Source organism: Aquitalea pelogenes (assembly GCF_001515305.1).
Taxonomy (GTDB): domain Bacteria; phylum Pseudomonadota; class Gammaproteobacteria; order Burkholderiales; family Chromobacteriaceae; genus Aquitalea; species Aquitalea pelogenes.
The window spans coordinates 1-20,445 of sequence record NZ_LNQV01000020.1 but is presented as its reverse complement, the minus strand read 5'-3'; the positions used below and the strand labels follow the sequence as shown (position 1 = coordinate 20,445).

The window sequence follows — 20,445 nt, the reverse complement described above, 5'->3', positions numbered from 1 at the left end:
GCGCGCAGTATTTATCGAAAATACATAAAGATAAAACTCGCGTCCATTGTACGCAAACAATCGTACGCAACAAGGAAACGCTCGTGTTAACTTGGCTCAAAAACCGTCTACAGAGAAACGGACTCACTGCCTACATCACCCATTCTGTCTGCCTGCAGCACAATATGGGGGTGGGCCACCCGGAATGCCCGGAACGCCTGGTTGCCATCAAGGATCAACTGATGGCCGCACAGATTTACGACAGCCTGCATGAGGTGGAAGCACCGGAGGTCACCGAGCAGCAACTGGCCCGGGTGCACCCGCCACGCTATGTGGAATACATCGAGGCCTGTGCGCCATCGGTTGGCACCTTTCGCATGGACCCGGACACCGCAATGGCACCGGGCACCCTGCCTGCCGCACGTCGCGCCGCCGGCGCGGTGATCAAGGCGGTGGAAATGGTGTGCGAGGACAAGGCACCCAATGCCTTCTGTGCCATTCGCCCGCCGGGCCACCATGCAGAACACGACAAGGCGATGGGCTTCTGCTTCTTCAACAATATCGCCGTCGGCATTGCCCATGCGCTGTCCACCTACAAGTTCGAACGGATTGCGGTGATCGACTTCGACGTGCATCACGGCAACGGCACCGAAGACATCTTCCGTGACGACCCGCGCGTGATGATGGTGTCCATCTTCCAGCACCCCTTCTACCCTTACTGCGGTGACAACCCGGTAGGGCCGAACATGGTCAACGTGCCGCTCAAGGCCGGCAGCACCGGGCGGGAATTCCGCGAAGTGGTGGAAAACGTGTGGCTGCCCAGCCTGCACGACTTCCAGCCGCAGATGATCTTTATCTCTGCCGGGTTTGATGCCCACCGCGAGGATGACATGGGCTCACTGGGGCTGGTGGAGGCCGACTACGAGTGGGTGACCCGCCACCTGATGCAGATTGCCGACCAGTATGCCGATGGCCGCATCGTCTCGGTACTGGAGGGCGGCTATGACTTGTCCTCGCTGGCACGCAGCGTAACCGCCCATGTGAAGGTGCTGTCGGACGGCTGACGGCCAAAGGCTGCAAAAAAAGCCACCGCATGCGGTGGCTTTTTAGTTTGTCGGCAAGCGACTAATTGCCCTTTTTCTCGGCCTTCTCGCCAATCTTGCCTTCCTGCCCGGTCAGCAGCTTGATCAGATTGGATTTGTGGCGGTGAATCACCAGGATGGCAATGATGATGCAGGTGCCAAAATACGGCGAGGATGGCTGCACGATGAAATAGGCATACACCGGCACCATCACACAGGCAACGATGGCGGACAGCGAGGAAATCTTCACCACAAAAGCCATGAACAGCCAGGTGGCAATGGCCGCCAGTGCCAGCCAGATATTGAAACCGAACAGCACGCCCACTGCGGTGGCCACACCCTTGCCGCCCTTGAAGCCGAAGAATACCGGCCACATGTGGCCGATCAGCACCGCCAGTGCCGACATGGCAATGGCCTGCTCACCCAGTCCGTATTGCGGGCCGAACCAGGCCGTCAGCGCCACCGCCACCCAGCCCTTGGCCCCATCGCCCAGCAGAGTGAGTACCGCGGCCAGTTTCTTGCCGGTACGCAGAACATTGGTGGCACCGGGGTTGCCCGAGCCGTAGCTGCGCGGGTCGGCCATGCCCATGGCCTTGCTCACGATCACGGCAAAAGACAGCGAGCCCAGCAGGTAGGCCGCAACAATGAAGGCAAATGCTGTCGTGGTCATGGTGTATCCATTAGAATAGAAGGCTTCGGATTTTACGGTATCGGGCGACAAAGCCCAACTCCCGGCATAGTAATGGACATCATTTTCCTGCGCGAAGTACGCGCCGACACCATTATCGGTGTTTATGAGTGGGAGCGGAAAAATCCGCAAACCATCGAAATCGACCTGGAAATCGGCATTCCCAGTGAAGTGCCCTGCCACACCGACAATATCGGCGACACCATTCACTATGGCGTGGTGGTGGAACGCTTGCGCAAGGCACTGTCGGAACAGCACTTCCTGCTGCTCGAAGCGCTGGCGGAATATATCGCCAAGGTGATTCGCGAAGACTTTGGCGCACCCTGGGTGCAGGTTTCCGTCACCAAGCTGGGCATTCTGCCCGGCGTGCGCCGCGTTGGCGTGCTGATCGAGCGTGGTCACCGTCCGCGCTGAAAATTTCACCACGGATTGTCCTGGCCGCCATCAGGTCATGGATGATGGCGGTAAATTGACGTTAACGTAAGGGTCATGCACCATGATGCCCTGCCATCACCAGAGCAAACCATGAGCCAGATCAGCGTTGCAGAGTTCCAGGCCTTGATCGACAGCGAACTGCCGCTGGTCAAGCTGTTTGGCATGCGTACCGAGGACATTGCCCATGGCACCGCCCGCATGCGCATGCACTTCAACCCCGACCTGATCCGCCCCGGTGGCACCATTGCCGGCCCGGCCCTGATGGCGCTGGCCGATGCCACCCTGTATGCCGTGGTGCTGGGCATGATAGGCAAGGTGGAACTGGCAGTGACGACCAGCCTGAATATCAATTTCCTGCGCAAGCCACCGCAGGAAGATGTGATTGCCGAAGGCCGCATCCTCAAGCTGGGCAAGCGCCTGGCCGTGGGCGAGGTGCTGCTGTATTCCGCGGGCAGTGACGAGCCGGTGGCCCATGTCACCGGTACTTATTCCATTCCGCCGTTGCCCGACAACAGATAAACAAAAACCCTCTGCTGGCAATGACCGTGCAGAGGGTTATCCGGTTACGCTGAATCAGACCGGCGCTTACTCTTCCTGATTGCGCATGAAGTCTGCGGTGTTATAGAAGGCTTCCAGCAGCTTGGCCTTGAGCCAGTCCTCCACCAGCAGTTCGTTCACTGCCTGGGTCATGCATTGCATCCACTGGTCGCGCATTTCCCCATCCACGGCAAACGGCATGTGACGCATGCGCAGGCGCGGATGACCAAACTTTTCCATGTACAAGCCCGGCCCGCCCAGCCAGCCGGACAGGAACATGAACAGCTTTTCCCGCGAACCCGCCAGATCAGCCGGGTGCATGTCGCGCAACACCTTGACCGAAGGATCGCTGTCCATGATGTCGTAGAAGCGGTTGGTGAGCCAGCGCACCACGCCTTCACCACCCATCAGCTCGTATGGCGTCATTTCCTGCATGGCTCAGTCCTTTACCGGCTTGACCAGCGAAGCGGCCAGCAAGGCACGCTCACGCGCAGTGGCCACATCATCCGCCTGGGCCACCGCCACGCCCATGCGACGGCGGACAAAGCTTTCCGGCTTGCCGAACAGGCGCAGGTCGGCACCCGGCACCGCCAGTGCTTCGGCCACGCCTTCAAAGGCAATGCCCTGCTCTTCCATGCCACCGTAAATCACTGCCGAGGCACCGGCACTGCGCAGGCTGGCATCCACCGGCAAGCCCAGAATGGCGCGCGCATGCAGTTCGAATTCGGAGAAGCGCTGGGTAGCCAGTGTCACCAGCCCGGTATCGTGCGGGCGCGGGCTGACTTCGGAGAACCATACCTGATCGCCCTTGACGAACAGCTCCACCCCGAACAGGCCACGTCCGCCCAGTGCATCCGTCACGGCCTTGGCCATTTCACGGGCGCGCAGCAGTGCCAGTTCGCTCATCGGCTGCGGCTGCCAGCTCTCCACGTAGTCGCCGTTCTTTTGCAGATGGCCGATGGGGTCGCAGAAGTGGGTGGCAATACCGCCCTGACCATCGCTGGCACGTACGGTGAGCTGGGTGATTTCGTAATCGAAGTCGATGAAACCTTCGACAATCACCCGGCCCTTGTCCACACGGCCGGCACTGACGGCATATTCCCAGGCTTTGGCCACATCGTCCGGCCCACGCAGCAGCGACTGGCCCTTGCCACTGGAGGACATCACCGGCTTCACCAGGCAGGGGTAGCCGATGCCGGCGTCGATGGCCTGCTGCAATTCGTCCAGCGAGGAAGCAAAGGCAAACGGCGAAGTGGGCAGGCCCAGCTCGTCCGCCGCCAGACAGCGGATGCCTTCGCGGTTCATGGTGAGGTTGGTAGCACGGGCGGTGGGGATCACCTCGGCCAGACCATCAGCCTCAATGCGCAGCAGCTCTTCGGTGGCAATGGCTTCGATTTCCGGCACGATCAGATGCGGGCGCACCTGCTCCACCAACGCACGCAGCGCGGCGGCATCCGACATATTGATGACATGGCTGCTGTGCGCCACCTGCATGGCCGGAGCACCGGCGTAGCGGTCAACCGCAATGGTTTCCACCCCCAGGCGCTGCAATGCAATGACAACTTCCTTGCCCAGCTCGCCGCTGCCCAGCAGCATGACACGCAGCGCAGTGGCGCTGTGCGGGGTTCCGATACGCATGGTCCGACTCCAGTTAGAAAATGAAATAATCCAGGCCGGCATTTTAGCATTGCTGCCGTGCTACCCGCTGCGCCGGATCAAACACCCTGAAAGGCAAAATCAATCGGCGGAGTGCGACCGCTGATGATTTCCGCCAGCGCCCTGCCGCTGCCCGCGCCTTCGGTCCAGCCCAGCGTGCCGTGCCCGGTATTGAAGTAGAGATTGGCATAGCGGCTGCGGCCGATCAGCGGCACATTGCCGGGCGTGGCCGGGCGCAAGCCGCTCCAGAACTCGGCGGCATCCCAGTCGGCCACCTCCGGCATCAAGGCCTGGCCACGCTTGATCAAGGCCTGACAGCGCACCGCATTCAGGCTGCTGGAGTAACCGGCCAGCTCCGCCGTCCCGGCAATGCGCAGGCGCGCGCCCAGACGGGAAATCACCACCTTGTAGGCTTCGTCGGTAATGCTGGCCAGCGGGGCCGTGGCCGGGTCGCGCAGGGGCAAGGTGGCGGAATAGCCCTTCCACGGGTAGATAGGCAGGCGCAGCCCCAACGGTGCCGCCAGCAAAGGCGAGTAACTGCCCAGCGCCAGCACGTAGGCATCCGCTGTCACGCGGCGGTAATTGCCCTCCGGCAGATTGACCGACACGCCGCTGATGCGGCCATTGTCAGTTTCCAGCGCATTGATGCGGGTATTGAAACGGAACTCCACCCCGGCACGCGCTGCATGCTCGGCCATGGCGCAGGTATACAGGTGCACATCGCCGGATTCGTCCGACGGGCAGTAGCTGGCACCGGCCAGCGTGGGAGCAATGCCGGCCAGTGCCGGCTCGATGCGTGCCAGTTCTTCACGGCTGATGATGTGCTTGTCCATGCCCAGCTCGCGCATTTGCGCGGCCACATGGGCGGCCTCGTCCAGCTGGCGCTGGGTATGAAACAAGGACACGATGCCACGCGTCTGCTGCTGGTAATCCAGATTCAGTTCGGCGCGCAGCATTTGCAGGGTATCGCGGCTGTAGCGGCCCAGCGCCAGCATCTGGCGCATATTGCGTTCGGCACGGCTGCCACGGCATTCCAGCAGGAACTTCCAGCACCAGCGCCACTGGGCCGGGTCCAGCCGCAGGCGGAACAATAGCGGGGCATCGTCGCGCAATAGCCACTGCAGGATTTGCCAGGGGGCGGCCGGGTTGGCCCAGGGCTCGGACTGGCTGACGGAAATTTGCCCGCCATTGGCGAAACTGGTTTCACGCGCCGGCCCGCTGGCGCGGTCCAGCACCACTACCTCATGCCCTGCACGGGCCAGAAACCAGGCGGTGGACACCCCCACCACGCCTGATCCCAGCACAGCTACCTTCATGTTGACTCCAGCAGACGTGACAACGGGCAAGTCATGCTTGCCCGTCCGGCTCAGCCGATTGAGACCCCGGATACTACGCCGCAGCGCAGCAGGGCTCAATGGGGGAAACGCTACTTTTTCGGTGTGTGCTGATACACCGTCTTGCCGCGCAGCTGGAAGTAGTCCGAGGCGAAATAGAAGTTTTCCGAGTGGCCGACAAACAGCAGACCATCAGGCTTGAGTAGCGGGGCAAACTTTTTCAACACGGCAAACTGGGTGTCGCGATCGAAATAAATCATCACATTGCGGCAGAAAATGGCATCGAACTGCTTGCGCAGCGCCCAGTTGTTTTCGATCAGGTTCAGGCGCTGGAAGGTAATCATATTGCGCAGCACCGCCTTGGCCTGATAGGTGCCATCCGGCAATTTGTCGAAATACTTGTGGGCATGACCGGGCGGCAGGCGGGCAATCTTGTCTTCCGGATAAATACCCTTGCGGCCGGTTTCCAGCACGCTGGTATCCAGATCGGTCGCCATGATGCTGATGGCAGGCTTGCCGGACAGCGGGAAGGCCTCCAGCGCGGTAATGGCCAGCGAATACGGCTCTTCACCGGTGGAGGATGCCGCGCACCAGATGGACAGCTCACTGGCACCTGCCGCCGCCCTTTGCTTCAGGTGTTCCGCCAGAATCGGGAAATGATGTTCTTCGCGGAAAAAGAAGGTGAGGTTGGTGGTGAGGGCATTCACAAACTGCTCGAACTCCCGCTTGCCGGAGACCGATTCGAGGTAATCCACATAGGCGGCAAAGGTAGCCAGCTTCAGCTCACGGATGCGTCTTACCAGGCGGCCGTACACCATGTCCTTCTTGGACGGGTTCAGCGAAATACCGGCTTCCTTGTAAATCAGTTTGCGAATACGCTCGAAGTCCGCATCGCTGAAACTGAATTCACGGTTGAATTCAACCTTGGGCAACACCAGTGGTGGCAGTTTATTCATCTTGTTTCCCCCGATACAAAAAAACCCGGACTGAGTCCGGGTTTTCATTCTACTCCTGTTTGTCTGCCCGCCGGTTTACACCGAGAAGGAAGAACCACAACCGCAGGTGGTGGTGGCATTCGGGTTACGAATGACAAACTGGGAGCCTTCCAGGCTTTCCTGATAGTCGATCTCCGCACCCACCAGATACTGGTAGCTCATCGGGTCGACCAGGAAAGTGACACCGTCTCTCTCTATAGCGGTATCGTCCTCATTGGCGATTTCGTCAAATGTAAAACCGTACTGGAAGCCGGAGCAGCCACCACCAGTCACGAACACACGCAGTTTCAGGTCAGGATTGCCCTCTTCCGCGATCAGGTCCAGCACCTTGTTGCAGGCGCTGTCGGTAAAGTTGATCGGGGACGGCATTTCGGTAGTCTCGGACATGGTTCACCTCGCAAATCGATTTCGGCCTCGCAGCCATTCACCTACTATTTTAGTCGGATATCAGGGCGAATGGCCAATATTCAATCATTCCTGCATCACGGCAGCAGCGGAACAATGTCCAGACCGGCGTTTTCCGGCTGGCCGAACATCAGGTTCATGGTTTGCACCGCCTGACCGGATGCGCCTTTCACCAGATTGTCTTCCACCACCAGGATGATCAGCAGATCACCGTTGCCCGGACGATGCACGGCAATGCGCACGGTGTTGGAACCGCGCACGCTGCGGGTTTCCGGGTGACTGCCGGCCGGCAGCACGTCGACGAAATGCTCACCGGCATAGCGCTGCTCGAACAGAGTCTGGAAATCGGTATCCAGCGCCTCGGGCTTGATGCGGGCGTAGATGGTGGAATGAATGCCGCGAATCATCGGGGTCAGGTGCGGCACGAAGGTCAGCTTGACCGGGCCGCCATGAATGGCGGACAAGCCCTGCTCGATTTCCGGCGAATGACGATGGCCCTTCACGGCATAGGCCTTGAAGTTGTCACCGGCTTCGGCCAACAGTGCGCCAACCTCGGCCTTGCGCCCGGCACCGGATACACCGGACTTGCAGTCGGCAATCAGCGTCTGGGTGTCGATCAGCTGTTTGCCGCCTTCCAGCAGCGGCAGCAGGCCCAGTTGTACCGAAGTGGGATAGCAACCGGCCATGCCCACCAGACGCGCTGCGCGGATGGCATCGCGGTTGACTTCCGGCAGGCCGTAAACGGCTTCGGCCAGCAGGTCGGTACAGCTATGCTCCATCGCATACCATTGCTGGAATACGGCAGGGTCTTTCAGGCGGAAATCCGCCGCCAGGTCGATCACCTTGACGCCGGCTGCCAGCAGTTCACGCGCCTGGGCCATGGCCACGCCGTGCGGGGTGGCAAAAAACACCACGTCGCACTGCTCCAGCGGGGTTTCATCCGGAGTGGAGAAGGCCACATCCACGCGACCGCGCAGGCTGGGGAACATCTCGGCCACTTTCATGCCTGCTTCCTTACGCGAGGTAACGGCCACCACCTCGGCACCGGGATGCCCGGCCAGAAGACGCAACAGTTCGACACCGGTGTAACCGGTACCGCCGACGATGCCCACCTTGATCATGCTGTACTTCCTTGTGTAAATAAACGTCGCAAAAGCGACAGTCTAAGGACTAGGCCGAGACGATGCAACCGCGATCTGGCTTGTGCCACACAGGCCGCTGGCTTACAGCCGGAACTGGGCCACCATGGCTTGCAAATCGGCCGACAGCTGGTGCAGCTGGCTGACGGTTTGATGGCACCTTGCACCGCCTGATCGGTTTCGATGGTAGCGCGGTTGGCCTGCTCGGAGGCGCGTGCCATTTCCGTGGTGGCCACCGACTGCTCACGCGTTGAATCGGCAATGTCGTGAATACCGGCCACAACCTCGGCAATCCGGCCCTGAATGCCGGACATGTCCTGCGCCACCGTACGCGACGCTGCCACGCCACTGGCCACCGATCGCTGGGTGTCTGCCATGTCGTCCAGTGCGGTATGGATGTCACCATGCGTGGCATCGATAAGCTGGCCGATTTCCACGGTCGCTTGGCGGTGCGCTCAGCCAGCTTGCGCACTTCATCGGCCACCACGGCAAAGCCGCGGCCAGCCTCGCCAGCGCGTGCGGCCTCGATGGCTGCGTTCAGTGCCAGCAGGTTGGTTTGGTCGGCAATGTCGCGGATCACACCGATAATGGTATTCATCTGCCCGGAACGTTCACCCAGTGCATTCAGTGCCGTCCCCAAATGCCCTACTTCCTCGGCGATATTGGCAATATCGTCGGCCAGACGGCCGACCGCCTGGGCAGAATGGGCCGAAGTGGTGCCGGTCTCACTGGCCGCCTGTTCCGCCATCGCGGCATTATCGGCAATGTGATTGATGCTGACGGTGATCTGCTCGATGGTGGCCGCGGCGGCGCTGGATACCTCCGACTGCCGCTCGGACTGGCGCGCACGGTGTGGGTGACCTGTTGCAGGCTGTCCAGTTCGCCATTAAGTGCAATCGCATGCTCGCGCACATCAATGAACATGCGACGCAGGCTGGCCACAAAGCGGTTGAATGCTTCCGCGGTCTGGCCGATTTCATCCTGCTGTCCGACATGCAGCTGGTGGGTAAGGTCGGCATGGCCGCTGGAAATCTCCAGCAAGGCATCACGCAAGCGCATCAGTCCGCGCAGCAGACGGGTGAGTACCAGCTGTGCCAGTGCGATGGCAAGCACGCCGCACAGCACACCGGCCACCACCAGCGTAATCAGCAAGCCCTGCAACGGCGCCAGGATGACGTCCTTGTCCACCACGCTGCCCAGCACCCAGTCAGAACCGGGCACCGGCGACAGTTGCAGATATACCGTGCGGCCACCGATTTGCAGCTCCTCCAGCTTGCTGCCGGCATCGGCCTGCTGCAGCAGGGCGGCATCCAGGCCTGGCATTACCTCCGCCACCGGCTTGAGCGTACTGTCGGCAGCAGGGTGCGCCACGATCTTGCCACTGCGGGTGGCGAGAAAAGCGTAGCCATCGCCCCGCAGTTTGATGCCCTGCACCAGGCTAATGATGCCTTCCAGCGAAATGTCGCCGCCCACCACACCCAGCAACTGCTGGTTGCGCAGCAAGGGATGAGCCACGGTCACACCCAGCTTCTTGGTGCTGGCAAACACATAAGGCTCAGTCACGATGCTGCCGCCGGCACTAGCCGCCTGCTTGTACCAGGGACGGGAAGTCGGGTCGTAACCTTCCGGCGCATGCTTGTCAGCCAGCTGGTAAACCATGCGTTTGTCGGCATAACCGGCAAACAGCTGGTCGAAGCGGCCTGCCGTCTTGCCTTCCTGCAACTGGGGCAGGATGTCACCAGTATCCAGCAGCGATGTCGCCGCGGCCTCCACCGCATCCTTGCGCTGGCCCAGCCAGTTGGCCAGTGCGCTGCGGTTTCCCAGCATGGCGGCGTCCAACTCATGACGCACCCCGACGATGATTTCTGCGCGCATGCGTTGGTAAGACAAGACTGCCAGAAGAGTAATGACAATCACTAACAGTAGTGCGACAAAGGCGAGCAGGCGTTGCTTCAAAGACATCTGGATTTCCTGTTGATCTGCATCCTGGCGGCAGCCTTACCGGGCTACAACCTGCCCACTGGACGGCGTGGGCCAAAAGACAAAAGTGGGCCACCATACACCGACTATTCACCAGGGTAAACCCGTTAAACTTGCTGCCATTTTCTTTGTAAACTAATCAATTTAAATGACAGCTTAAAGACATTAATATGAATAGGGTATTATTTCAGGTAAAGAAACAGCCACCGCAAGAAGATACCAGCGGAACTGTTTCGACTTGGGCAAGCAAGATGGGAGCAACAGGAAAGAAGCAATGCGGCGGGGAAGAAAGACAGCCAACAGCAAAAGAAAAAGCCGCCCGAAGGCGGCTTTTGCATAAACAGCACCAGGCGATTAACGCTTGGAGAACTGCTTGGCGCGGCGAGCTTTGCGCAGGCCGACTTTTTTACGTTCAACTTCACGCGCATCGCGGGTTACGTAGCCTGCAGCGGACAGAGCCGGCTTCAGGACTGCGTCGAAGTCGATCAGAGCGCGGGTGATACCGTGACGGATAGCACCTGCCTGACCAGTTTCACCACCACCAACAACATTAACCTTGATGTCGAAGGATTCGGTGTTTTCGGTCAGAACCAGCGGCTGGCGGATAACCATGCGACCGGTTTCGCGGGAGAAGTATTCGTCAACCGGCTTGCCGTTAACGATGATCTGGCCGCTACCCTTTTGCATGAACACGCGAGCTACGGAGCTCTTGCGACGGCCGGTGCCGTAGTAGTATTTACCGTTCATTCTCTATGCCTTAAAAACGAAATTCCAGCACTTTGGGCTGCTGGGCAGTGTGCGGATGTTCGGTACCAGCGTACACCTTGAGCTTCTTGATCATGGCGTAGCCCAGCGGACCCTTCGGCAGCATGCCTTTAACGGCTTTTTCCAGAACGCGTTCCGGGAACTGGTTTTGCAGTTCGGTGAAGTTGCGTTCGTAGATACCGCCCGGGTAACCGGAGTGACGGTAGTACTTCTTGTCCAGCGCTTTGGTACCAGTAACACGCAGTTTGTCAACGTTGACTACAACAATGTAGTCACCGGTATCAACGTGCGGAGTGTATTCCGGCTTGTGCTTGCCACGCAGGCGGTGAGCGATTTCGGCGGCGAGGCGACCCAGCACCTTGTCTTCGGCGTCGACCACGAACCACTCGCGCTTAACCTCATGCGGCTTGGCAGAAAAGGTCTTCATGGAACTCTTCCATCGTAATTCTTGAAAGTTACGGATTCTAATGCAGTGCCCTTCCCACTGTCAAACCATTGTGTAACAAAGCAAATGACAATGCTGAAACGGGACGGGAAAGCGGTCTTTTTTGCCACAACCGGGCAGAAAAACGCCATATGGACGAGAGAATACTTGATTGCCGGCAGCCGGGCATGCGCCGGGCAAAAAAAAAGCGCAATCCATGTTGATTGCGCCAAGTTCCACCTAAAAGAAGGAGGATGGAGGAGACAACACCAAAACGCACACATTGCATGCCACGTCCTGATGCAGGTTTCATTATCAGGACCACCCCCTGGTTTGGCAAGTATTTTTTGTGCACTGCACTAAAAATAGTGCGCCAACTGCAACACATCAGCAAGCTACTGATATTAAACAATAAATCAGACAGATAACTTGCTTGCCACCCTGATTGGCATTCAGAAAACCTGCTTTGCAGCGGCAGGGCAGCAGTAGCTGAGCGCGTTTTAGCGAAACCACGCTGCTGCATGGCAGCATGTTGCTATAAGCGGATTGCCGTCTCCAGCGCCAGCTCCATCATCTCGCGGAAGGTGGTTTGCCGCTCTTCCGCACTGGTGGCTTCACCGGTCGGGATGATGTCGGACACCGTCAGGATACCCAGCGCACGCGCACCGTACTGCGCAGCCACGCTGTAGATACCGGCCAGTTCCATTTCGATGACTTGCACGTTCATCCGCTCCAGCACTTCCAGCATGGTGGGTTCCACGCCGTAGAACAGGTCGGCGGAAAACACATTCCCCACATTGACGGTACGGCCCAAGCGCTCGGCGGCATCCATGGCGGTACGCAGCAAGGTGTAATCGGCAATGGCGGCAAAGTCATGATTGTTGAACCGCATGCGGTTGACCTTGCTGTCGGTACAGGCACCCATGGCGATGTACAACTCGCGCAGCTGGGTTTTGGCGGTCACGGCACCGCAGGAGCCGACACGGATGATGTTCTTAACCCCGTAGTGCTGGATCAGCTCGGTGGTGTAGATGCTGGCAGAGGGGATGCCCATGCCGTGTGCCATCACCGACAGACGCTTGCCCTGGTAGCTGCCGGTATAGCCCAGCATATTGCGCACGCTGGTAACTTCGCGGGCATCCTGCAAAAAGGTTTCGGCGATCATTCTGGCGCGCAGCGGGTCGCCGGGCATCAGCATGGTTTCGGCAAAATCGCCCTTCTGGGCATTGATGTGCGGGGTAGCCATTGTGCTTCTCCTTGTGTGGCGTGCTCAGTTCAGAAAGGAAGACCCGTAATCCATGGCAGGCAGGCCAAGATGGCTGGCCACGCTCTGGCCGATGTCGGCAAAGGTGCTGCGCGCGCCAATGGAGCCGGCGGGCACGCCATGGCCATAACACAGCACCGGAATATGCTCGCGCGTGTGATCCGTGCCGGACCAGCTAGGGTCGCAGCCATGATCGGCCGACAGAATCAGGATATCGTCCGGCTGCAAGGCAGCCATGACTTCGGGCAGACGGCGATCGAACTCTTCCAGCGCCCGGGCGTAACCGGCGATATCACGCCGATGACCATAGCTGGAATCGAAATCGACGAAGTTGGCCATGATGATGGCGCGTTCCTGCGTGTTACGCATGGCCGCCAGCGTGGCATCCCAGATCTGGTCGAAACCGGTGGCCTTGTGCTGTTCGGTAATGCCGACATGGGCATAGATATCGGCAATCTTGCCGATGGACACCACCTGCCCGCCGGCGTCGGCCAGCTTTTGCAGCACGGTGGCAGCGGGCGGCGGCAGTGCCAGGTCCTTGCGGTTGCCGGTGCGGACAAAGCCGCCCTTGCCCTCTCCCAGAAACGGTCGGGCAATGACGCGGCCGATATTGTAAGGCTCCAGCGCTTCGCGGGTGATCTGGCACAGCTGGTACAAGCGCTCCAGCCCGAAGGTTTCTTCGTGGCAGGCGATCTGGAATACCGAATCGGCCGAAGTATAGAAAATGGGCTTGCCGGTGCGCATGTGTTCCTCGCCCAGGCGGTCGAGAATTTCAGTGCCAGACGCATGGCAATTGCCGAGGAAGCCTGGCAAACCGGCCTTGCTGACAATCTCATCCAGCAAGGCAGGCGGAAAACTGTTGTCCTTGTCGGTGAAATAACCCCAGTCGAACAGCACCGGCACACCGGCGATTTCCCAATGGCCGGACGGCGTGTCCTTGCCGCTGGACAGCTCGCGGGCATAACCGTAGGCAGCGATCGGTGCCGCCTGCACCATGCCTTCCGGGAAATAGCCGGAGGACAGCTGGCAGGCATGACCCAGTCCCATGTGGGACAGATTGGGCAATTGCAAGGGACCGCTGCGCCCCTTGTCGGCACGGCCGGCAGCGGCTTCCATGGCGATATGGCCCAAGGTATTGCTGCCTGCATCGCCGAACAATGGCGCATCGGCAGCCGCCCCGATGCCCAGCGAATCCAGTATCAGAATGATGGCGCGTTTCATTGCGATGGCTCCTGTTCCGACTGGCGGATGGTCTGATACACCAGCGGCAGTGCTGCGGGCGCTTGCGGCGCGAGTTGAATGGCCTCGCGCACCCGGCGTTCGGCTTCGTCGGCACTGGCGGCGTCGGCGGCATGGATGAACAGCAAGGGGGTGTCCGGCATCAGTTCGGCACCCAGTTCGGCAAAGCCACTCAGTCCGACACGGTAGTCCAGCTGGTCGCTGGCCCGACGACGACCACCGCCCAGGGCGCACACGGCCATGCCCAGTGCGCGGGTATCCATGGCGGTGACAAAGCCGCCATGCTCAGCATAGACCGGGCGTACCAGCGGTGCTGCTGCCAGATGGCGTTCCGGCTGTTCCAGCAGGTCGGCCGGCCCACCCAGTGCCGATACCATGCGACCGAAGATTTCGGCGGCACGACCGGAGTCCAGTGCTGTTTGCAGCCGCTGCCCGGCATCCACCATATCCTTGGCCAGGCCGCTGGCCAGCAGCATTTCACTGCACAAGGCCATGGTGACGGCATGCAGGCGCGGGTTGGTAGCCTCGCCACGCAGGTAGCGCACGGCTTCCAGGGTTTCCAGGCTGTTACCGGCGGTGCTGGCCAGCGGCTGGCTCATGTCGGTAATGAGGGCGCGGGTACGGACCCCGGCGCCATTGCCGACATGGACAATGCGTTCGGCCAGCGCAATGGACTGTGCCATGGTGGGCATGAAGGCGCCGCTGCCGGCCTTGACGTCCATCACTAGTACATCCAGCCCTGCAGCCAGTTTCTTGGACAGGATGGAGGCGGTGATCAGCGCGATGGATTCCACCGTGGCCGTGATGTCTCGCGTGGCGTAAAAGCGCCGGTCTGCCGGGGCCAGATCGCTGGTCTGGCCGATGATGGCCACGCCGACTTCGCGCACCACCTGACGCAGGCGTTCCGGCGTGGGAAACGGGTTGTAGCCGGGAATGGCCGACAGCTTGTCCAGCGTGCCCCCGGTATGCCCCAGACCGCGACCGGAAATCATCGGCACAAAGCCGCCACAGGCGGCAATCAGCGGCCCCAGCATCAGCGACACCACATCGCCCACCCCACCGGTGGAGTGCTTGTCCAGCACTGGTCCTGGCAGGTGCAGGTCGTCCCAGCGCAGACAGCGTCCAGAATCACGCATGGCCATGGCCAGTTCAACATTTTCCGACAGCTCCATGCCCTGGAAATACACCGCCATGGCCAGGGCGGCTATCTGGCTGTCGGCCACGCTGTCATCGGTGATGCCGGCCACGAACTGGCGGATTTCCTCGGTGGATAGCATCTGACCATCGCGCTTCTTGCGGATGACTTCCTGAGGTAAAAACATGGGTTTCTCCTGCTGGGTGGGCAAGGCCGACCGCCCTGCCAATAGACAAGGCCGAAGACGGGCTTCGGCCTGCATGCAGCTGATTGCGGTGGCGTGGCTCAGTAAGCGCCACCGGCAGTGGCTGCCCCGCCGCTGATTTCTGCCTGCAGATTGGCCAGCAGGCTGGAGGCACCAAAGCGGAAATGTTCCGGGCTCACCCAGTGCTCGCCCAGCAGGTGTTCGGCCAGGTCGATGTATTCGGCTGCTTCAGCTGCAGTGCGCACGCCGCCCGCGGCCTTGAAGCCGCACTGTGCACCGGTGGAGCGGATGGCGGCCAGCATGATGCCGGCGGCATCCAGCGTGGCATTCACCGCCACTTTGCCGGTGGAGGTCTTGATGAAGTCGGCCCCGGCCTCGATTGCGATCAGGCTGGCCTGGCGGATCAGTGCCGGTTCTTTCAGTTCGCCGCTTTCGATGATGACCTTGAGCAGCTTGTCGCCGCAGGCTTCCTTGCAGGCGGCCACCAGCTCGGCCCCGACTTCGGCATTGCCTGCCAGCAGGGCACGGTACGGAAACACCACATCCACCTCGTCAGCACCGTCTGCGATGGCCGCTGCGGTTTCGGCGACAGCCAGCCCGATGTCATCGCCACCAGCCGGGAAGTTGCTGACCGTAGCCACCTTGACTTGTTGCAGGCCCAGCTCATCCAGCGTGCGGCGCGCCAGTGCAACAAAACGGGGATAGACGCAGACTGCCGCCACCGTACCGGCATTACTGCTGGCTTGCTGGCACAGGGCAACGATGCGCGCATCGGTATCGTCATCGTTCAGAGAGGTGAGGTCCATCATGGACAGGGCGCGACGCGCGGCAGTGATGAGTTCTGACATGGGATTCCTGCTTGGTTGTCATCTGCATGGCTGGCGATGGCCGGCAGATTCAGAGGAGCGATTATGGAAATATCTTCAATTGAAATCAATCGGCAATGACCGTACTGTCACCTGGCATGAGCGCCAGGCGGCATTTATTACGTGCGTATTGCCGCTACGTGCAGATAGTCCTGCAAGCGTTGCTGCAGGTAGGGGACCGCTGCGCTTTGTGCCAGATAGTCCCCGGGTTTCATCCAGCGCCAGTATTGGCCTTCGTCGCCAAAGCGGATGGCCTCAGCCTGGGAGGCTTCCAGCCTGCCCGCCATGAACACGCTCTGCACTCCGGGCCGGTGCCAGCTGGGATAGCTGCGCTGCCAGACGATTTGTGCAGGCTGTAACAGGATGCCGAATTCTTCCCGCGTTTCGCGTTGCAGGCAGGCAAACGGGCTCTCCTGCCCTTCCCGCCCGCCGCCGGGAAAATCCCAGCAGGCGGCAAAGGGCAGCCCCGCTTTGTCATCCCGCAGATACACCAGCAGGCTGTCCTGATAAAACAGCGCTGCCTTGGTACCGCAAAACGGCTCGCTCATGACCAGTGCTTACACCCGGCGCGCATCGGTGACGCCCGGCAGCTCCATCATGCGCGCCAGCACGCGGCTGATGTCCTGCACCTGGCGCACTTCCACGGTGAAGCGCATCTTGGCACGCATATCGCGCGACAGGGTGTGGACGGCAATCAGGTTGAGCTTTTCGCGGGACAGCACGTCGGAAATATCGCGCAGCAAACCGCCACGATCCAGCGACACCACCTCGATATCAATCGGAAACACGCTGCTTTTCTGATCGCCCCAGCCGGCGGCAATCAGCCGTTCCGGCACATCGGCCGACAGGCGCTTGAGCGTGAGGCAATTGGTGCGGTGAATGGAAATGCCACGGCCCTTGGTGACGAAGCCGACCACGGCATCCGGCGGTGCCGGCTTGCAGCACTTGGCCAGTACCGTCATCAGGTTGTCCACCCCTTCAATCAGGATGCCGCCCGCATCATGGCCGCCCTTGCTGGCGCGGATGATGCTTTCCGGCTCCACATCCGCCGGTGGCGGCGGGGCAAAGCTGGCAATCGCATTGGCAACCGAGCGGGTGCTCAGCTCACCATGCCCCATCGCGCCGTACACTTCTTCCAGCTTGGCGTAACCCAGTTTTTCCGCCAGCAGGGTGAGATTGGGTTGCTGATGCGGGTGGCGGGCCAGTTCGCGCTCGAACAGCTGCTTGCCGGTTTCGCGCACCGTGTCCGCATTCTGCATGCGGATGTACTGGCGGATCTTGGAGATGGCGCGGTGGCTTTTCACCCAGCCATCGTGCAGCCAGTTGACCGAAGGTCCGCCTTCCTTGGCGGTCAGCACTTCCACCCGCTGGCCGTTTTGCAGCGGCGTGGACAGGGGCACGATCTGCCCTTCCACCTTGGCACCCCGGCAACGGTTGCCCAGGCCGGTATGAATGGCGTAGGCAAAGTCGATGGGGGTGGCGCCATGTGGCAGCGCCAGCACCCGGCCTTGCGGGGTCAGTACGTAGATGGTGTCGGAGAACAGCTCGGTCTTGAAGGCTTCGGCCAGGCCTTCGCGGTCGGACATTTCCTCGCGCCAGTCCAGCAGTTGGCGCAGCCAGGAAATCTTTTCCTCGTACTGCGCATCGCCCTTGCCGCCTTCCTTGTAGCGCCAGTGCGCAGCCACGCCGAATTCGGCATGTTCGTGCATTTCGAAGGTACGGATCTGCACCTCCAGCGCCTTGTCCTCCGGGCCGATCACCGCGGTGTGCAGGCTGCGGTAATTATTGGCCTTGGGGTGGGAAATGTAGTCGTCAAACTCGCCGGGAATCGGCTGCCACATGCCGTGGATGATGCCCAGCGCGGTGTAGCAGTCCGGCAGTTTTTCCACCAGGATGCGCACGGCGCGGATGTCGTACAGCTCGGTAAAGTCGAGCTTTTTCTTTTTCATCTTCTTCCAGATGGAGAAGATATGCTTGGGCCGCCCGGCCACTTCGGCCTTGACCCCGGCGGCCTTGAGTTCGGCGCGCAGCGTCTCGAGGACACGGTCGATATAGTCGATGCGCTCCAGCCGGCGCTCGTCCAGCAGCCTGGCAATTTTCTTGTAGCTGTCCGGTTCGGTGTGGCGGAAGCCCAGGTCCTCCAGCTCCCACTTGATTTGCCACACACCCAGGCGGTTGGCCAGCGGGGCAAACAGGTCCAGCGTTTCGGTGGCGATGGCGCGCCGCACCGCTTCATCATGCACATGGGGCAGGTAATGCATGGTCTGGGTACGCCAGGCCAGCTTGATCAGCACCACGCGGATATCCGCCACCATGGCCAGCAGCATCTTGCGCATGGTTTCCGCCTGGCGGGCACGCTCTTCCGGGGTTTCCAGCTTGTCGATGCGCGCCAGCTCGGTAATGCGGCGCACACCGCCCACCCCATCCACCAGCACGGTGACGGTCTGGCCGAAATTCTCGGTCATCCACCCTTGCCAGTCGGGCTTGTGATCCGGCACGGCAAACAGCAGGGTGGCGACAATGGCGTCGGTCAGCAGGTTAAGGTCGGCCACAATGGCCGCAGCGGACACCGCATGGCTGAACAGGTCCTCGCCGGTGCTCACCAGCCCCTTGCCGCGGTACAGCTCGCGCGCGGCATCAAAGGCGCGTGCCAGCAAGCTGGCTTCGGCCTCAGGCAGGGCTGCGGACATCTGTTCCAGCCACCGTTTCGGGTCGGCTGCATCGGCCAGGGTATCGGCCATCGAACGCACTACGGAAACCATATTTCACACCTGGGCAGCAAGGCTGCACGAAAAAAGAATACCAATACGCCGCACTCACGCATTCAAACGCTGCAACAGCCGTTTGACCGGGGCGGGCAATCCGGCCTCCAGTGCCTGCGCCAATGGTAGCCACTGGCCGGCGGAATCCTGTACCCGGGAGTCGGCCAGCGTATCCAGCCGTACCGGCACCGGGGTGATGATCAAGCGAAAATGGGTAAACACATGTTCCAGCTCCGGCCAGGAGGGCAGCACATCACCACTGCCCTGCTCGGCCAGCCAGCTTTCCACCGCCATGGAGTCGGCAAATTCTGGCAGGGATAACAAGCCGCCCCAGATACCCGTAGGCGGCCGGCGCTCCAGCCACACCTTGTCGCCATGCTGTGCCAGCAACATGACGGTGTGACGGGTGGGCACCGCCTTCTTTGGTCGCGGAGTGGGCAACTCATGGGTACGCCCCTGCTGTGCGGCTACACAGCCATCCACCATCGGGCACACGGTACAGGCCGGCTTGCGGCCGCACACGGTGGCACCAAGATCCATCAGGCCCTGGGTGTAGGCAGTCATCTGCGCAGCGTCAGCCGGCAGCAAGGATTCTGCCAGCGTCCACAGCCGGTTTTCCACTGCCTTCTCACCGGGAAAACCACTGATGCCGAAGCAACGCGTCAAGACGCGTTTGACATTACCGTCCAGAATGGTTTCCCGCTGGCCAAAGGCGAAGGCTGCAATTGCGGCAGCAGTAGAGCGCCCGACACCAGGCAGCCGCTGGATGTCCTCGCGCTGTTGCGGGAACCGTCCGCCAAATTCATCCATCACCATGCGGGCGGCCTTGTGCAGATTGCGCGCCCGGCTGTAATAGCCAAGGCCGCTCCACAAGGCCAGCACCTCATCGACAGACGCGGCCGCCAGGCTGGCCACGTCAGGGAATTGCTGCAGGAAGCGGGCGTAATAGCCCAGCACCGCAGTCACCTGCGTTTGCTGCAACATGATCTCGGACAGCCATACCCGGTAAGGGTCACTCACCTGCCAGGGCAGATCGTGCCGGCCGTGCTGTTCCTGCCAGGCCACCAGACGGGTGGCAAATGAATCCTGCAACATGGCAAAGCCGCGCCAAAACAAAAGGGAACCGGACATGCTACCTGAAAGGCGGAGCAGCACCAAGCAGTGCGCCTGCAAATAAGGTAAAATGGAAGATTGCTTAAAGCTTGCTTATTTGAAGGATGTACCCATGGCCACTTTCCGTTCACGCCAGCGCGCCAATCTGCGCCGCGATGTCAGCAGCAGCGACACCTCCTCCGCTCAGCCTGCCGCTGGTAGTGCCGCCGCACCCGCCGATGGCACGGCCAAGGGACCCATCATCCAGAAAAAGGCACCGTCAGCCGACGGCCCGCGCGATCCTTACTCCTCACGCCGTCCGGCAGCAGGCCAGCCGCCACGCCAGGGAGAACAGCGCCGTTTCGATGCCCGTGATGGCGAGCGCAAACCGTTCAACCGTGACGACCGTGAGCGCAAGCCCTACCCGCCGCGCGATGGCGAGCAGCGCCGTTTCGAGCCGCGT

The 20,445-nt window shown here is 60.7% G+C and carries 22 protein-coding genes and 1 pseudogene; 4 read left to right on the top strand and 19 right to left on the bottom strand.

Annotated features, from left to right (window positions below):
• Positions 1-83 precede the first annotated feature (83 nt).
• A complete protein-coding gene (locus tag AWT75_RS10365) occupies positions 84-1,043 on the top strand; it encodes a histone deacetylase family protein (RefSeq protein WP_045846609.1) in 960 nt (319 codons plus the stop codon).
• Between the two features lie 61 nt (positions 1,044-1,104).
• Here AWT75_RS10365 and plsY read toward each other — a convergent pair whose 3' ends face one another.
• Positions 1,105-1,731 (bottom strand): glycerol-3-phosphate 1-O-acyltransferase PlsY, encoded by a 627-nt coding sequence (gene plsY / locus AWT75_RS10360; RefSeq protein ID WP_062789095.1) that lies wholly within the window; start codon positions 1,729-1,731, stop codon positions 1,105-1,107.
• Positions 1,732-1,803: 72 nt separating this feature from the next.
• Between plsY and AWT75_RS10355 the strand changes: the two genes are divergently transcribed.
• The gene (locus AWT75_RS10355) at positions 1,804-2,163 is read left to right on the top strand and encodes a dihydroneopterin aldolase (protein ID WP_045846611.1); all 360 of its coding nucleotides are present in this window, start codon (positions 1,804-1,806) and stop codon (positions 2,161-2,163) included.
• A 111-nt stretch (positions 2,164-2,274) separates the two neighbouring features.
• A complete protein-coding gene (locus AWT75_RS10350; RefSeq protein WP_045846612.1) occupies positions 2,275-2,703 on the top strand; it encodes a PaaI family thioesterase in 429 nt (142 codons plus the stop codon).
• 66 nt (positions 2,704-2,769) lie between these two features.
• On the opposite strand, the gene AWT75_RS10345 is transcribed toward AWT75_RS10350, so the two are convergent.
• From AWT75_RS10345 to mutY, 18 genes and pseudogenes are all read right to left on the bottom strand, one after another.
• A complete protein-coding gene (locus tag AWT75_RS10345; protein ID WP_045846613.1) occupies positions 2,770-3,156 on the bottom strand; it encodes a group II truncated hemoglobin in 387 nt (128 codons plus the stop codon).
• 3 nt (positions 3,157-3,159) lie between these two features.
• Positions 3,160-4,359: a formate-dependent phosphoribosylglycinamide formyltransferase gene (gene purT, locus AWT75_RS10340; protein ID WP_062789094.1), complete on the bottom strand. Its 1,200-nt coding sequence runs from the start codon at positions 4,357-4,359 to the stop codon at positions 3,160-3,162.
• Between the two features lie 77 nt (positions 4,360-4,436).
• The gene (locus tag AWT75_RS10335) at positions 4,437-5,693 is read right to left on the bottom strand and encodes a D-amino acid dehydrogenase (protein ID WP_062789093.1); all 1,257 of its coding nucleotides are present in this window, start codon (positions 5,691-5,693) and stop codon (positions 4,437-4,439) included.
• Positions 5,694-5,803: 110 nt separating this feature from the next.
• A complete protein-coding gene (locus AWT75_RS10330; protein WP_062789092.1) occupies positions 5,804-6,667 on the bottom strand; it encodes a CheR family methyltransferase in 864 nt (287 codons plus the stop codon).
• 75 nt (positions 6,668-6,742) lie between these two features.
• Positions 6,743-7,093 carry an iron-sulfur cluster insertion protein ErpA gene (gene erpA, locus AWT75_RS10325; protein ID WP_045846617.1) on the bottom strand — a complete coding sequence of 117 codons (351 nt, stop codon included), beginning with the start codon at positions 7,091-7,093 and terminating at the stop codon, positions 6,743-6,745.
• Between the two features lie 95 nt (positions 7,094-7,188).
• Positions 7,189-8,232, bottom strand: coding sequence for an N-acetyl-gamma-glutamyl-phosphate reductase (gene argC / locus AWT75_RS10320; protein WP_045846618.1), 1,044 nt, complete (start codon positions 8,230-8,232; stop codon positions 7,189-7,191).
• Positions 8,229-8,848: pseudogene (locus AWT75_RS22145) on the bottom strand (methyl-accepting chemotaxis protein). Before AWT75_RS22145 ends, argC begins: the two are co-directional and overlap by 4 nt.
• Before the next feature lie 47 nt (positions 8,849-8,895).
• Positions 8,896-10,212: a PDC sensor domain-containing protein gene (locus AWT75_RS10310; RefSeq protein ID WP_062789090.1), complete on the bottom strand. Its 1,317-nt coding sequence runs from the start codon at positions 10,210-10,212 to the stop codon at positions 8,896-8,898.
• Between the two features lie 372 nt (positions 10,213-10,584).
• On the bottom strand, positions 10,585-10,977 hold the full coding sequence (gene rpsI, locus AWT75_RS10305) for a 30S ribosomal protein S9 (protein ID WP_045846620.1): 393 nt from the start codon (positions 10,975-10,977) through the stop codon (positions 10,585-10,587).
• 10 nt (positions 10,978-10,987) lie between these two features.
• Positions 10,988-11,422: a 50S ribosomal protein L13 gene (gene rplM / locus AWT75_RS10300; RefSeq protein ID WP_045846621.1), complete on the bottom strand. Its 435-nt coding sequence runs from the start codon at positions 11,420-11,422 to the stop codon at positions 10,988-10,990.
• A 37-nt stretch (positions 11,423-11,459) separates the two neighbouring features.
• Positions 11,460-11,942: a hypothetical protein gene (locus AWT75_RS21245; RefSeq protein ID WP_153013291.1), complete on the bottom strand. Its 483-nt coding sequence runs from the start codon at positions 11,940-11,942 to the stop codon at positions 11,460-11,462.
• A gap of 12 nt (positions 11,943-11,954) precedes the next feature.
• Positions 11,955-12,665: a purine-nucleoside phosphorylase gene (gene deoD / locus AWT75_RS10295; protein ID WP_062789089.1), complete on the bottom strand. Its 711-nt coding sequence runs from the start codon at positions 12,663-12,665 to the stop codon at positions 11,955-11,957.
• Positions 12,666-12,689: 24 nt separating this feature from the next.
• On the bottom strand, positions 12,690-13,904 hold the full coding sequence (locus AWT75_RS10290; RefSeq protein WP_062789088.1) for a phosphopentomutase: 1,215 nt from the start codon (positions 13,902-13,904) through the stop codon (positions 12,690-12,692).
• Positions 13,901-15,244: a thymidine phosphorylase gene (deoA, locus tag AWT75_RS10285; RefSeq protein WP_062789087.1), complete on the bottom strand. Its 1,344-nt coding sequence runs from the start codon at positions 15,242-15,244 to the stop codon at positions 13,901-13,903. Before deoA ends, AWT75_RS10290 begins: the two co-directional genes overlap by 4 nt.
• Before the next feature lie 98 nt (positions 15,245-15,342).
• Positions 15,343-16,110, bottom strand: a complete 768-nt coding sequence (deoC, locus tag AWT75_RS10280; protein WP_062789086.1) for a deoxyribose-phosphate aldolase — start codon at positions 16,108-16,110, stop codon at positions 15,343-15,345.
• A gap of 137 nt (positions 16,111-16,247) precedes the next feature.
• On the bottom strand, positions 16,248-16,676 hold the full coding sequence (locus tag AWT75_RS10275) for an NUDIX hydrolase (RefSeq protein ID WP_045846626.1): 429 nt from the start codon (positions 16,674-16,676) through the stop codon (positions 16,248-16,250).
• A 9-nt stretch (positions 16,677-16,685) separates the two neighbouring features.
• Positions 16,686-18,890 carry a RelA/SpoT family protein gene (locus AWT75_RS10270; RefSeq protein WP_062789085.1) on the bottom strand — a complete coding sequence of 735 codons (2,205 nt, stop codon included), beginning with the start codon at positions 18,888-18,890 and terminating at the stop codon, positions 16,686-16,688.
• Positions 18,891-18,944: 54 nt separating this feature from the next.
• Positions 18,945-19,985, bottom strand: a complete 1,041-nt coding sequence (mutY, locus tag AWT75_RS10265; protein WP_420835421.1) for an A/G-specific adenine glycosylase — start codon at positions 19,983-19,985, stop codon at positions 18,945-18,947.
• Between the two features lie 130 nt (positions 19,986-20,115).
• On the opposite strand from mutY, the gene AWT75_RS10260 reads away from it, so the two are divergent.
• A partial coding sequence (locus AWT75_RS10260) for a hypothetical protein (RefSeq protein WP_204376925.1) occupies positions 20,116-20,445 on the top strand: 330 nt, incomplete at its 3' end.

What these genes read in the sequence shown, in the direction of transcription:
- plsY (WP_062789095.1), bottom strand. Translation starts at nt 1,731, where the DNA reads ATGACCACGACAGCATTTGCCTTCATTGTTGCGGCCTACCTGCTGGGC.
- AWT75_RS10355 (WP_045846611.1), top strand. Translation starts at nt 1,804, where the DNA reads ATGGACATCATTTTCCTGCGCGAAGTACGCGCCGACACCATTATCGGT.
- AWT75_RS10350 (WP_045846612.1), top strand. Translation starts at nt 2,275, where the DNA reads ATGAGCCAGATCAGCGTTGCAGAGTTCCAGGCCTTGATCGACAGCGAA.
- AWT75_RS10345 (WP_045846613.1), bottom strand. Translation starts at nt 3,156, where the DNA reads ATGCAGGAAATGACGCCATACGAGCTGATGGGTGGTGAAGGCGTGGTG.
- purT (WP_062789094.1), bottom strand. Translation starts at nt 4,359, where the DNA reads ATGCGTATCGGAACCCCGCACAGCGCCACTGCGCTGCGTGTCATGCTG.
- AWT75_RS10335 (WP_062789093.1), bottom strand. Translation starts at nt 5,693, where the DNA reads ATGAAGGTAGCTGTGCTGGGATCAGGCGTGGTGGGGGTGTCCACCGCC.
- AWT75_RS10330 (WP_062789092.1), bottom strand. Translation starts at nt 6,667, where the DNA reads ATGAATAAACTGCCACCACTGGTGTTGCCCAAGGTTGAATTCAACCGT.
- erpA (WP_045846617.1), bottom strand. Translation starts at nt 7,093, where the DNA reads ATGTCCGAGACTACCGAAATGCCGTCCCCGATCAACTTTACCGACAGC.
- argC (WP_045846618.1), bottom strand. Translation starts at nt 8,232, where the DNA reads ATGATCAAGGTGGGCATCGTCGGCGGTACCGGTTACACCGGTGTCGAA.
- AWT75_RS10310 (WP_062789090.1), bottom strand. Translation starts at nt 10,212, where the DNA reads ATGTCTTTGAAGCAACGCCTGCTCGCCTTTGTCGCACTACTGTTAGTG.
- rpsI (WP_045846620.1), bottom strand. Translation starts at nt 10,977, where the DNA reads ATGAACGGTAAATACTACTACGGCACCGGCCGTCGCAAGAGCTCCGTA.
- rplM (WP_045846621.1), bottom strand. Translation starts at nt 11,422, where the DNA reads ATGAAGACCTTTTCTGCCAAGCCGCATGAGGTTAAGCGCGAGTGGTTC.
- AWT75_RS21245 (WP_153013291.1), bottom strand. Translation starts at nt 11,942, where the DNA reads ATGCAGCAGCGTGGTTTCGCTAAAACGCGCTCAGCTACTGCTGCCCTG.
- deoD (WP_062789089.1), bottom strand. Translation starts at nt 12,665, where the DNA reads ATGGCTACCCCGCACATCAATGCCCAGAAGGGCGATTTTGCCGAAACC.
- AWT75_RS10290 (WP_062789088.1), bottom strand. Translation starts at nt 13,904, where the DNA reads ATGAAACGCGCCATCATTCTGATACTGGATTCGCTGGGCATCGGGGCG.
- deoA (WP_062789087.1), bottom strand. Translation starts at nt 15,244, where the DNA reads ATGTTTTTACCTCAGGAAGTCATCCGCAAGAAGCGCGATGGTCAGATG.
- deoC (WP_062789086.1), bottom strand. Translation starts at nt 16,110, where the DNA reads ATGTCAGAACTCATCACTGCCGCGCGTCGCGCCCTGTCCATGATGGAC.
- AWT75_RS10275 (WP_045846626.1), bottom strand. Translation starts at nt 16,676, where the DNA reads ATGAGCGAGCCGTTTTGCGGTACCAAGGCAGCGCTGTTTTATCAGGAC.
- AWT75_RS10270 (WP_062789085.1), bottom strand. Translation starts at nt 18,890, where the DNA reads ATGGTTTCCGTAGTGCGTTCGATGGCCGATACCCTGGCCGATGCAGCC.
- mutY (WP_420835421.1), bottom strand. Translation starts at nt 19,985, where the DNA reads ATGTTGCAGGATTCATTTGCCACCCGTCTGGTGGCCTGGCAGGAACAG.